Source organism: Roseateles sp. GW821-FHT03B02 (genome assembly GCF_059421025.1).
In genome coordinates this window covers 33,081-45,400 of sequence record NZ_JBWKUV010000005.1, presented here as the reverse complement: position 1 = coordinate 45,400, position 12,320 = coordinate 33,081, and the positions used below count along the sequence as shown (strand labels likewise).

Below are 12,320 nucleotides of genomic sequence, written 5' to 3'. Positions count from 1 at the left end.
CGGCGGGATGGTTATCCTGCCGCCCCATGTACGCGCCCTTCTTCGGCTTGAGACAAGCGCCTTTCTCGATCGCGCCGGACCCGCATTACCTGTTCATGAGCGAGCGCCATCGCGAGGCGCTGGCCCACCTGCTGTACGGGCTCGACGGCGGCGGCGGCTTCGTGCTGCTGACCGGCGAGATCGGCGCCGGCAAGACCACCGTCTGCCGCTGCTTCCTGGAGCAGATCCCGGCGAGCTGCAACGTCGCCTACATCTTCAACCCCAAGCTCACCGTCACCGAGCTGCTGCAGGCCATCTGCGACGAGTTCCATGTGCAGGTTCCGGCCGGCGCGCAGACCGTCAAGGACTACGTCGACCCGCTTAACGCCTTCCTGCTGGCGCAGCACGCAGCGGGTCGCAACAACGTGCTGATCATCGACGAGGCCCAGAACCTCTCGGCCGACGTGCTGGAGCAGCTGCGCCTGCTGACCAACCTGGAGACTGCCGAGCGCAAGCTGCTGCAGGTGGTGCTGATCGGCCAGCCCGAGCTGCGCGGCATGCTGGCCCTGCCGGAGCTGGAGCAGCTGGCGCAGCGCGTCATCGCACGCTTTCATCTCGGCGCGCTGTCCGAGCCCGAGACGGCGCAGTACATCCGCCACCGCCTGAACGTGGCCGGCCTCACCGGCGCCCTGCCCTTCGACGGCGCTGCGCTGCGCCTGATCCACCAGCTCACCCGCGGCGTGCCGCGCCGCATCAACCTGCTGTGCGACCGTGCGCTGCTGGGCGGCTACGCCAGCGGCCAGGCGCAGATCACGCCGGCCATCGTGCGCCAGGCCGCTACCGAGGTGTTCGGCGAGCAGCCCGCTGCGCCGCGGCCCGGGCGCGGGCTGAGGCCAGCTGGCATCGGCGCGGCCGTGCTGGCCGCCGCCGTCGTGAGCGGGTGGCTGGTCTGGCGATCGCAACAGGCCACGATGGCCGGGCGCATCCAGATGGCCAGGGTGGAGGGCATGGCGGCGGCCGCCAGCGCTGCCTCGGCCGCAGCAGCGGCCGCGAAGGCCGCCTCGGCCCCCGCCTCGGCCGCCAGCAGCGCCGAGCCCGCCGTCGAGCCGCTGCGGCTGGCCGACTGGACGCCGCGGGACAGCGACGCCTGGGCCGCGCTGGCCAAGGCCTGGGGCCTGCCGCTGCCGCCGCAGGCCGAGCCCTGCAGCACCGCCGCTCAGCATGGTCTCCAGTGCCACCGCAGCACCAGCGGCAGCCTGTCGCTGATCCGGCTGATCGATCGTCCGGTGCTGCTGACGCTGCAGCGCCCGGGCCAGCCACCGGCCCTGGCCGCGCTCGCGGGGCTGCAAGGGCAGCAGGCCACGCTGCTGGTCGACGGCAAGCCTCGCCGCGTCGCGCTTCCTGAACTGGCCAGCGCTTGGCGCGGCGAGTTCACGACCTTGTGGCGCGTGCCGCCGGGCTACGCCCGCCGGACTGACGACGGCGGTCCGCTGCGTGCCTGGCTCGCGGCCCAGCTGGCCGTCATCCCGGGCATCGCCGCGTCGGCCAGCGCGCCCACCGCCACCCCGCCAAGCCCTGCCGATCTGACACGCCAGGTCCAGTCCTTCCAGGCCAGCCAGGGGCTGCAGCCGGACGGCCGCATCGGCCCCATCACGCTGATGCAGATCAACCGGGCCACCGGCGTGGCTGAGCCGCGACTCGACGCGGCACACGCTGAACACTGAAACGACATGTCCTACATCCTCGACGCCCTGCGCCGTGCCGAAGCCGACCGCGAACGCGAGCGGGGCCAGGTGCCGGGCCTGCACACCCAGGCCCAGTCCGGCGGCAAGCCCGCACCTGCCGCGGGCCGGCGCCGCTGGCTGCCCTGGGCCGGCGGCGGCCTGCTGCTGCTCGCCGGCGTCGGGGCCGGCAGCTGGTGGGCGAGCGGCGCACAGGACGCCGCCACGCCGCCGCCCCAGCCTGCAGCCGCTGCGCCGGTCGCGGTCGTCAACGCGCCGGTGGCAGCGTTGCCGGCCACTGCCGTACCGGCGCCGCAGCCGCCGGCCTCAGGCTCGCCCTATCTGCCGCCGGCCCCACCACCGGCCGTGGTGGCCACGGCGCCCGCGCCCCGTGTCGTCGCCACGCCGGCGCCGACCACCGAAGCAGCCATCCCGCGGTTCGCCGAGCTGCCAGAGAGCCTGCGCCGCGACCTGCCCCGGCTGGCGATCAGCGGCTCGGTCTATTCGGAGGACCCGGCCGGCCGCTTCGTGATGATCAACGGCGATGTGGTGCGCGAAGGCGCCAGCCTGGGCGCCGACCTCGTGCTGGAGCAGATCCGCCCGCGCGAGCTGGTGCTGCGCTTCAAGGGGCAGCGCTACCGCCAGCCGGTGTAGGGCTCAGTGCTCGGCGGGGCAGCGCACCCGCGTGTTGAAGGGCATGAACATGCCCGCGGGGTTCTCGCCGTACAGCCAGATGCGCAGCTCGTAGTGGGGCTCTAAGCCGCGCGCCACGTCGATGGGCGTCGGCGGGTTGTCGATGACCATGTAGTACTGGTTGCCATGGAACTCGGGCCGCTTCAGGTTGCCGGCCGCGTGCCAGGCCTGGGCGCACACGATGTTCTCGACCGCGACCAGGTCGTAGCCGCCCTTGGGTTGCGGTTCGTAGACGAGCACGGACGGCGGGTGAAGTCGGTGTTCGTGCCAACGCCGTTCACGCGCGGAGTAGTGGAGGTGATGCCGAGCAGGTCCGGCCGCACCGCATGCACGCCCATCGCGCCCAGTTGCCTGGGCTCGCCCTCGGATGCCGCCGCCACGCAGTGGCCCGGTGGCACGATCACACAGCCCTCGGACAGGACGACATTGATGTCGCGGAGCCGCGAGGTCGCCTGGCGGACGCAGGCGAGAGTCTTCCGTTCGGGCGCATGAGCGCCATCGCCCGAAGGCGCCAGCCAGCGCCGCGCTGACGGACCATCCCGGTCCAGCCCGCCCTGGCGCGTCTCGCACGCTTGATGCAGAGCAAATGAAGGGCGCGCCGCTTAACCCGCCCATAAGGTGGCGGTCCCAGAATGATTTCCAGCGAGACGGCTCGCCTGCCCTATGCCCGCACCTTCCGCCCGCGGCTTCCAAGGAGATCTGCCATGAGACATCACACCCTTGCACGGCATGGCATGGCGGCCCTGACCCTGTGCCTGTGCGCCGCCGCCTCCTGGGCCGACGACGACTGCGAGGCGCCGCTGAATCGCTGGCAGACGCGCGAGGCCGTGCGCCAGATGGCGCTGGCCAATGGCTGGCAGATCCAGCGCCTGAGGATCGACGACGGCTGCTACGAGATCCGCGGCACCGACGCCCAGGGCCGCGCCTTCAAGGCCAAGGTGGACCCGGAGACGCTGAAGGTTCTGAAGATGCGGCCAGGGGACCACGAGCGCCTGCGCGCACGCGAGCGGGCCCACGACGGGCCCGGGCGGCAGCGCCCGCCGCCCGGCAGCGCCTCCGCGCCATCGGGACCGCCGGCGCCTGACGCCGCGCCGCGCGGCCGATTCGAGTGACCACACCCCAATTGAAGAAGGAGCATCGCCTTGTCCAAACCTCTTATGACCTTGCTGGCGAGCGCCTGCGCGCTGGCGCTGCCCGCCCTGGCGCACGGCCGCTCGCTCACGCTGACCGCCCAGCTCAAGGACTACGGCGGCGACGGCGCCTATCTGGCGGCCTACCTGACCGATGCCAAGGGTGGCTATGTACGCACGCTGTGGGTGGCTGGCGGCAAGGCCAAGTACTACCGGCATCTGTCCGACTGGAACCGCCTCTCGGCGGGTGACGCCCGGCGCCTGGACGGCGTGACGGGCGCCAGCGTGGGGGCCGGGCGCACGCTCAAGGTCACGGCCGAACTGGCGGATGCGCTGATCGACGCGGGCTACGAGATCCGCATCGACGCCGCCGCGGAAGACATGCGGGACAGCCCCTCGGAAGTCCGCGTGCCGCTGTCCGCCGCCAACGCGGGCAAGCCGCAGGCCGGCAGGCAGTACATCCAGTCGGTGAGCTTCCAGTTCAGATAGGCATGGGCTGGAAGGCTATCCACCGCTGGCTGGGGCTGACGGCCGGCACCCTGGCCGTCGTGCTGGGCATCACCGGCGCCGTGCTGGCGGTCGACCCGGTCCGGCAGGCCTGGCAGGCCCCCACTGCGCCGGGCGACCTGCCCGTGGCCGCGCTGGTGGAACGGGTGTCGCGCAACGCCCCGGACGCACAGGAGATCCGCCGCCTGCCCTCGGGCGCCATCGTGGTGTTCGGCTTCGCCGGCGACCAGCCGCAGGCGGCCTATGTGGACCCCGTCGACGGCCGCCTGCTGGGCGCCTGGCAGCCCTCGGCGCTGCCGCGCTGGGTCAAGAACCTGCACCGCTCGCTGTTGCTGGGCGATGCCGGGCGCTGGGGCGCCGCGGGCATCGCGCTGGCGATGGGGCTGCTGTGCGCCTCCGCCCTGGTGCTGCTGCTTCGCCGCATGGGCGGCTGGCGGCAGCTGGCGGGGCGGGTAAGAGGCTCTCTGGCACAGCGCATCCATGTGGTCGCCGGCCGCGTGGTGCTGGCCGTGCTGTGCCTGACGTCGCTGACGGCCCTGACGATGAGCGCCTCCACGCTGGGGCTGCTGACGCTGGCACCGCAGGCCGAGCCCGACGTGCTGTCGGTGGCCAACGGCGGGCCGGCCCTGCCCGGCGCCCGCCTAGTCGCGCTGCAGGACCTCAGCGTGCGCGAGCTGCGCAAGCTCAGCCTGCCCGACGCCGCCGACCCACAGGACACCTGGAAGGTCGTCACCACCCGGGGCCAGGGCTGGATAGACCGCTACTCGGGCCGGCTGCTGGCCTGGCAGGACGCCAGCCTGGCCCAGCGCGTGACCGACTGGGCCAAGGTGCTGCACACCGGCGAGACGGCCTGGCCCTGGGCCGTGGTGCTCGGCATCGTGGGCGCGAGCGTGCTGCTGTTCTGGCTGTCGGGCGCCGTCATCTGGTGGCAGGCGCGCCGCCAGTCCCCGCGCGTCACCGGCAGCGTCCCGCTGGCGCAGGCCGACATTCTGATCTTTGTAGCCAGCGAAGGCGGCAGCACCTGGGGCTTCGCGCAGACGCTGCAGGACGCGCTCGCACGGGGCGGCCACCGCGTCCACACCGGCGCGCTGGAGGATTTTCAGACCACGCCCGCCACCCGGCAGGTGTTCGTGCTCGCCGCCACCTACGGCGAAGGCCAGGCACCGGCCCATGCCGGCCGCGCGCTGGCGCGCATCGCCGGGCTGGCTGCCGGCAGCGTGCCGGTGACCGTGCTCGGCTTCGGTGACCGGCAGTTCCCCGCCTTCTGCGCCTTCGCCGTGGCGCTGGACCGGATGCTGCGCGAACGCGGCTGGCCGGCCCTGCTGCCGCTCGAATGCATCCACCAGCAATCGGGCCAGCAGTTCGCGCGCTGGGGCGCTGAGCTGGCGCAGGCGCTGGGCGAGCCCCTCGTGCTCGAACATGTGCCGCGCCTGCCCCCCACCGCGACGCTCACGCTGACGGCGCGCCAGGACTACCGCAGCGCCACCGGGCAGCCCACGGCGATCCTGCGCTTTGCCTGGGCGGCGCAGGGCCAGACTGCGGGCCAACGCCTGGCGAAATTCGCGGCAGGTGATCTCGTCGGCATCCTGCCGCCGGGCTCGGCGGTGCCGCGCTACTACTCACTGGCATCGGGCTCGGAGGACGGATTCCTGGAGATCTGTGTGCGCCAGATGCCGGGCGGCCTGTGCTCCACGCATCTGCTGGGCCTGCAGGCCGGCGACGGCATCACCGCCTTCATCCGACCCAACCCGGGCTTCGCCCTTCCGCGAGGCAGGCGGCCCGTGCTGCTGATCGGCGCGGGCACCGGCGTGGCCCCTCTGGCCGGCTTCATCCGCCGCAACGACCGGCACCGGCCCATGCACCTCTACTTCGGCGGGCGCGATTCGGCGCGGGACTTCTATTTCGGCCCCGAAATCCGGCGCTGGCTCGACGAGGGGCGGCTGGCCAGCCTGCAGACGGCCTTCTCGCGCGTGCTCGATGGCGGCGGCTATGTGCAGGACGCGCTGCGCCGGGACGCCGGGCGCGTGCGCGAGCTGGTGGCACAGGGCGCCATCGTGCGCGTCTGCGGCAGCCGTGTGATGGCGCACGGCGTGGCGCAGGCACTGGACGAACTGCTGGCGCCGCTACGGCTGAGCGTGGCGGCGTTGAAGACGGGGCAGCGCTATGCCGAAGACATCTTCTGAACTCGCCGCGGGCTGCCGGCGCACCACGCTGCACGGCCCGGCCATGGGCACACGCTGGTCGGCCACCCTCGATGCCGACGCCGGCCTCGACCTCGGCGCCCTGCAGCGGGCGCTTGCCGCGGCGGTCGAACAGGTGGACGAGCAGATGTCGCCCTGGAAGCCCGGCAGCGCCCTGATGCGCCTGAACCGCGCACCAGTCGGCGACTGGGTGGAGCTGCCCACCGAGATGCTCGCGGTGGTGGACGGCGCGCTCGACGTCCACCGTCTCAGCGACGGCGCATTCAATCCCTGCGTCGGCACGCTCGTCAATGCCTGGGGCTTCGGTGCCGCGCGCGACATGCCGGATGCACAGGCCATCCGCGCAGCGCGCCAGGCCGGCCTCGTCGATGCGCAGGCATGCCTGGAGCTGGACCGGCCCGGCGGCCGCGCCCGCAAGCGTGCGGGCTTTCAGCTGGACCTGTGCGGTATCGCCAAGGGCTACGCGGTCGACCGCATGGCCGAGGTGCTGCAACGCCACGGCGTGCGGCATGCGCTGGCGGCGCTCGACGGCGAGCTGTACGCCGTGGGCGCCCAGGCCAGCGGCAGTCCCTGGGCCGTGGCGCTCGAGCGCCCCGAGGCCGGGCGGCGGGCCGTGCTGGGCGTCATCGAGCTGCAAGACCTGGCCGTGGCCACCTCGGGCGACTACCGGCACTTCGTGAACATGGGCGGCACCCGGCTTGCGCACACCATGGATCCGGCGCGCTGCGCGCCCGTGAACAACGCCGTTGCATCGGTCACCGTGCTGGCCGCCAGCTGCATGCTCGCCGACGCCTGGGCCACCGCTCTGCTGGTGGCCGGCCCCGGCAAAGGCCTGGCCATGGCGCAGCGCCGCGGCATGGACGTGCTGTTCCTGCTGCGCGATGCCGACGGGCTGACGGAACTGGGGCTGGGCCGATTCGGCGCCGCCGCAGGTCAGCTCAGCCTCGGCGCCGCGAGGGCTCCCGCTACCGGCTGATCGCAACGCCGAGCGAAGGCCCCGGGCCCGCCCGTCAGCTCTCGGGGTCGTAGCCGAATTCGCGGAGCTCCTGTGCACAGCGGCAGGCCGCGGCAATCCTCGCCGCCCACTGGACGGCCGCTTCGCGCGACGGCAGCTCCAGCACGCAGAAGCCGCCGTCGAACTCCTTCGTCTGGGGATAGGTGCCGTGGGTGGCCGCGCCGTCCCCGGCGACCATCAGCGGTGCGACCTCCGTGTTCACGCCGCCACCGAACACGTAGACGCCTGCGGCCTTCGCGTCGCGGATCACCTGGCGGGCGGCTTCGCCCACGGCAGCCAGCTCCTCGGCGGGCACGTCCATCGCCGCTGCGGGAAAGGAGACCAGGTATTTCGTCATCGCTCGGTCCTTCGTTTGAGGTCGGTGCCGTTTTTAACCCTTGCCGGCGCGCAGCGGCGACGGTTGCGGGCCGAAGGCCGGGGCGCCCCTCATTTGACGATGCCCCGGCTCCTCAGGGCCGCGATCTGATCATCGGTCAGCCCCAGCTCCCTCAGCACCGCGTCCGAGTCCTGGCCCAGCGCCGGTGCGTTGCGGCGGTGCCCGCCCGGCGTGGCCGACAGCTTGGGGCAGATGCCGGGCACGTCGAGGGCTCTGCCGTCCGGCAGTTGCACCTGCTGCAGCATGCCGCGCGCGCGGTAGTGCGGGTCGGCCGCGATGTCGGCCACCGTGTAGATCCGCCCGGCCGGCACCTCGGCGCCGTCCAGCGCCCGCAACACCTCGTCCACCGACCGCTGTGCGGCCCAGGAGGCGATGGCCGCGTCGATCTCGGCCACACGGGCCACGCGGCCGGCGTTGTCGGCCAGCGCCGGGTCGCGTCCGAGGTCGTCGCGCTCGATGAGCGCCATCAGCCGGCGGAAGATGCTGTCGCCGTTGCCGGCGATCAGCGCATAGCCGCCATCGGCGCAGCGGTAGGCATTGGTGGGCGCGATGCCCGGCATGGCGCTGCCGGCCGGCTCTCGCACCACGCCGAAGGCGCTGTACTCAGGCAGCAGGCTTTCCATGCAGTTAAAGACGGCCTCGTACAGCGCCACGTCGATGACCTGGCCCTGGCCGGTGGTGTGGCGGTGCTGCAGCGCCAGCAGGATGCCGATGACGCCGTGCAGCGCGGCCAGCGTGTCGCCGATGCTCACGCCCACGCGCACCGGCACGCGGCCGGGCTCGGCCGTCAGGTGGCGCATGCCGCCCATGGCCTCGGCCACGACGCCGAAGCCCGGCCGGTCACGGTAGGGGCCGGTCTGCCCGTAGCCGCTGACGCGCAGCACGACGAGCCGCGGGTTGGCGGCCAGCAGTTCGTCGGGGCCCAGGCCCCAGCCCTCCATCGCGCCGGGGCGGAAGTTCTCGATCAGCACATCGGCCTCGGCCGCCAGCCGCCGCACGATGTCCTGCCCCTCGGGCGTGCGCAGGTCCAGCGCCAGCGAGCGCTTGTTGCGCGACTGCACCTGCCACCACACCGAGGTGCCATCCAGCAGCAGCCGCCACTTGCGCAGCGGATCACCGGCGCCGGGCGGCTCGATCTTGATGACATCGGCGCCGAAGTCGGCCAGGGTCTTGGCGGCGAAGGGGCCGGCGATGAGCTGGCCGAGTTCGATGACCTTGAGGCCGGCGAGCGCAGCGGGGGCGACCGGCGCGAAAGGAATGTCTGCATGCATGCCGGGCAGTGTCCAAGCCCGCCAGCACCGCGCCCATCGGCATCACAAGGTGCTGGCTTGGCGCCCGGCGAAGACCCCGTAGACCGCAGCTCCGGCCCCACTGCCTCCATCAGCGAAATGGCGTCCACCGTTGTACGACGACCACTCAGAAAAAACCCCAGGCCCGACGCACGGCGACGCTCTGGCAAGACTGCCAACGCCAGGGCCGCACCAGCTTCCGCAGGCCTTCATCGTCCGGACAACCCGATCGCCACGGGGTGGCCGAACGCGCAGTCGCATGAGTGTTTCCCAAAGTCCATTGTGACGCGCACGTTGTACGACGAGCATTCGCGCCGACGCCGCAAGGGCGATCGCAAAGCCACAGGAGACTGAATTGAACAAGCATCAACGGGCCCCCGGCAGGCGGCATCTGGACAAGAGCGTGGTCGCACTGGCGATCGGCGCGATGGCGGGCGGCGCGCTCGCGCAGGAGGACACCAGCAAGCTCGACGCCGTCGTCGTGAGCGGCTTTCGCGCCAGCCTGAACAGCGCGCTGAACACCAAGAAGAACGCCGACGGTCTGGTCGACGTGATCAAGGCCGAGGACGTCTCCAAGTTCCCCGACGCCAACCTGGCCGAGTCGCTGCAGCGCGTGCCCGGCGTGTCGCTGGCGCGAGGCGACGGGGGCGAGGGCAAGCAGATCACCGTGCGCGGCCTGAACGCCGGCTTTACGCGCGTGCGCATCAACGGCATCGAGGCCATCTCGGCCACGGGCGCCTCCGACATCAACGGCAGCACCAACCGCAGCCGCGCCTTCGACTTCTCGGTGTTCGCCGCCGAGCTGTTCAACAGCCTGGAGGTGCGCAAGACCTCGCAGGCCGACGTGGAGGAAGGCTCGCTGGGTGCCACGGTGGACCTGCGCGGTGCCCGGCCCTTCGACTTCAAGACCCAGACGCTGACCTTCGGCCTGCAGCAGAGCTACAACACGCTGGCGCGCAAGCCCTCGCCGCGCGTGACCGCGCTGTTCACGACGACGGCCGATGCCGGCATCGGCAAGGTTGGCATCCTCGTCTCCGGCGCCTACTCCAAGCGCAGCGCCACCGAGGAGGGCTACGAGGCCGTGGAGCTGCTCAGCGCCAATGCCGACGGCGGCTTCTGCTCGCCGCTGGGCTACTCGCCGCAAAGCCCCGGCAACGACGCCGTGCGCGGCGTGAGCGCCGCTAACTGCGGCACCAACCTGCCCCGCACCTCGAGCCTCACGGCCTACCAAGACGTGTTCGGCCGCACTGACAACTACGGCGGCACCGTGGCCAGCCCGGCCGCAGGCAGCGGCGCCTTCCACCCACGCATCCCGCGCTACCGCCGCTCGGTCGCCGAGTACGAGCGCCTGGGCCTGACCGGCGCGGTGCAGTGGAAGCCCTCGGAAGCCACCGAGGTCAACCTCGACCTGCTGGCTGGCAAGTTCAACAACAACCGCTACGACAACTACATCTCGGCCATCTCCTTCGGCCGCACGCTGGCCGCCGCCAACGGCAAGCCGCAGACCTCCATCCTGGAGACCTCCTTCAACAGCAACGGTAGCTGGGAGTACGGCAAGTTCAACGGCGTGGACGTGCGCTCCGAGGGCCTGCTGGACGTCAACAACACCAACTTCCGCCAGCACGTGCTGAGCGCCACCCACAAGCTGACCGACACCGTCAAGCTGGAGGCCATGACCGGCATCTCGGCCAGCCGGCTGAACTCGCCCCAGCGCACCACGGTGCAGTTCGACTCGCCCAACGTGCAGGGCTTCTCGTTCGACTTCCGCCAGAACCGCAACGTGCCGGTGCTGAACTTCGGCATCGACGTGTCCAACCCGGCCAACTTCAGCTTCGCCCCCACCGACGCCGACGGCACCGTGCACGGCCAGTTCGTGGGTCGCCGCCTGAACACCGGCAACACGCTGAAGACGAATGCGCTGGGCGCGACCTGGGACGTCAACGACCACCTCACGCTCAAGGGCGGCTTCTCGGCGCGCAACAACATCTGGGACAACTACGAGATCAGCTCCGGCGCACCCAATGGCCTGGCCAACCCGGCCGGCTTCACGATGGCGAGCGTGTCGCGCATGATCAGCAACTTCGGCAAAGGCCTGGAAGGCTCGGGCTACCCCAGCCAGTGGATCGCCGTGGACCTGGACAAGTTCCGCCAGGTCTGGGACATCGAGTGCAACTGCGCCGCCGTGCCGGGTTCGCAACTGCAGACGCTCGCCCAGTCCAACCGCAACGTCAAGGAACAGATCAACGCGGCCTATGTGTCCGCCGAGTTCAACCTGGACGTGGGCGGCATCCCGCTGCGCGGCAACGCAGGCGCGCGCGCGGCCGACACCAAGGCCACCGCCTCGGCACTGGTGAACGCCGGCGGCACGCTGGTGCCGGTGAGCTTCGAGAAGAGCTACCGCGACTACCTGCCCTCGCTCAACCTGACCGCCCAGCTGCCCCGCGACGTGCTGCTGCGCTTCTCGGCCGGCAAGACGCTGTCGCGCCCCGAGTATGTGGACCTGGCGCCGTCGGCCGCCGTCAATCCCAACGCACAGACGGTGAGCATCGGCAACCCGCAGCTCGACCCCGTGCGCGCCAAGACCTACGACCTGCAGGCCGAGTGGTACTACGCCAAGAACTCCATGCTGTCGCTGGGCGTCTTCCACAAGAAGATCGACACCTACATCCAGCGCGTCAGCGAGCGCGTGGCCTACAACACGCTGGGCCTGCCCGACAGCCTGCTCACCGGCGGCGGCACCTGCTCCATCACCGGCAGCACGCCGGCCTGCCCGACGCTGCCCTCGTCCATCGTGACGGTGAGTCGCGCGGCCAACACGCCGGGCGGCCCACTGACGGGCTACGAGCTCAACCTGCAGGCGCCCTTCAGCTTCCTGCCGGGCATCTGGAGCAACTTCGGCCTGCTGGCGAACATCACGCACGTGAAGTCCACCATCAACTACATCACCCGCACGGCCACGCCGACGCTGCCCCAGCTGTCGATGGACGCCAACCTGGTGGGCATGTCGCCGGATGCGCGCAACCTGACGCTCTACTACGAGGACAGCCAGTTCAGCGCCCGCATCTCGGCGGCCTACCGCTCCAAGTACCTGTACGCCGTGCTGGGCGACGTGAACGGCCACGACTACACGTTCGTGAACGCGTCCACCAACGTCGACTTCTCGGCCTCGTACAACATCACGCCCAAGCTGAAGGTCACTTTCGAGGCCGCCAACCTCACCGACCAGCCGCTGCGCTACGGCCGCGACTCGCAGCGCGACGACACGCTGCTGTACGCGCACTTCGGGCGCACGTTCGGCCTGGGCATGTCCTACAAGTTCTGATCGCGTGAAAGGCCGGCGTCACGCGACGCCGGTCTGAACAGAACACGCCCGGAAGCCTGGCTCGCCACGCGGCAATTCGCCAGCATG

The 12,320-nt window shown here is 71.3% G+C and carries 10 protein-coding genes; 7 read left to right on the top strand and 3 right to left on the bottom strand.

The window, feature by feature from the left end:
• The first annotated feature begins 26 nt into the window (after positions 1-26).
• Complete coding sequence (locus AC07VX_RS14935) at positions 27-1,703, top strand: ExeA family protein (protein WP_493166570.1); 1,677 nt, start codon at positions 27-29, stop codon at positions 1,701-1,703.
• A gap of 6 nt (positions 1,704-1,709) precedes the next feature.
• Positions 1,710-2,354 (top strand): general secretion pathway protein GspB, encoded by a 645-nt coding sequence (locus AC07VX_RS14930; protein WP_493166571.1) that lies wholly within the window; start codon positions 1,710-1,712, stop codon positions 2,352-2,354.
• 3 nt (positions 2,355-2,357) lie between these two features.
• On the opposite strand, the gene AC07VX_RS14925 is transcribed toward AC07VX_RS14930, so the two are convergent.
• Positions 2,358-2,633: a hypothetical protein gene (locus tag AC07VX_RS14925; RefSeq protein WP_493166572.1), complete on the bottom strand. Its 276-nt coding sequence runs from the start codon at positions 2,631-2,633 to the stop codon at positions 2,358-2,360.
• Positions 2,634-3,097: 464 nt separating this feature from the next.
• On the opposite strand from AC07VX_RS14925, the gene AC07VX_RS14920 reads away from it, so the two are divergent.
• Genes AC07VX_RS14920 through AC07VX_RS14905 form a run of 4 tightly spaced genes read left to right on the top strand, consistent with a single transcriptional unit; the run spans position 3,098 to position 7,207 of the window.
• Positions 3,098-3,505, top strand: a complete 408-nt coding sequence (locus AC07VX_RS14920) for a PepSY domain-containing protein (protein WP_493166573.1) — start codon at positions 3,098-3,100, stop codon at positions 3,503-3,505.
• Positions 3,506-3,535: 30 nt separating this feature from the next.
• Positions 3,536-4,012 carry a DUF2271 domain-containing protein gene (locus tag AC07VX_RS14915; protein WP_493166574.1) on the top strand — a complete coding sequence of 159 codons (477 nt, stop codon included), beginning with the start codon at positions 3,536-3,538 and terminating at the stop codon, positions 4,010-4,012.
• A 2-nt stretch (positions 4,013-4,014) separates the two neighbouring features.
• A complete protein-coding gene (locus AC07VX_RS14910; protein WP_493166575.1) occupies positions 4,015-6,213 on the top strand; it encodes a PepSY domain-containing protein in 2,199 nt (732 codons plus the stop codon).
• Positions 6,194-7,207, top strand: a complete 1,014-nt coding sequence (locus AC07VX_RS14905; RefSeq protein ID WP_493166576.1) for an FAD:protein FMN transferase — start codon at positions 6,194-6,196, stop codon at positions 7,205-7,207. Before AC07VX_RS14910 ends, AC07VX_RS14905 begins: the two co-directional genes overlap by 20 nt.
• Before the next feature lie 34 nt (positions 7,208-7,241).
• On the opposite strand, the gene AC07VX_RS14900 is transcribed toward AC07VX_RS14905, so the two are convergent.
• Both AC07VX_RS14900 and AC07VX_RS14895 read right to left on the bottom strand, forming a co-directional pair.
• Positions 7,242-7,583, bottom strand: coding sequence for a YciI family protein (locus AC07VX_RS14900; protein WP_493166577.1), 342 nt, complete (start codon positions 7,581-7,583; stop codon positions 7,242-7,244).
• Positions 7,584-7,672: 89 nt separating this feature from the next.
• Positions 7,673-8,893, bottom strand: a complete 1,221-nt coding sequence (locus AC07VX_RS14895) for a CaiB/BaiF CoA transferase family protein (protein WP_493166578.1) — start codon at positions 8,891-8,893, stop codon at positions 7,673-7,675.
• Positions 8,894-9,266: 373 nt separating this feature from the next.
• Between AC07VX_RS14895 and AC07VX_RS14890 the strand changes: the two genes are divergently transcribed.
• The gene (locus tag AC07VX_RS14890) at positions 9,267-12,233 is read left to right on the top strand and encodes a TonB-dependent receptor (RefSeq protein ID WP_493166579.1); all 2,967 of its coding nucleotides are present in this window, start codon (positions 9,267-9,269) and stop codon (positions 12,231-12,233) included.
• Positions 12,234-12,320 lie beyond the last annotated feature (87 nt).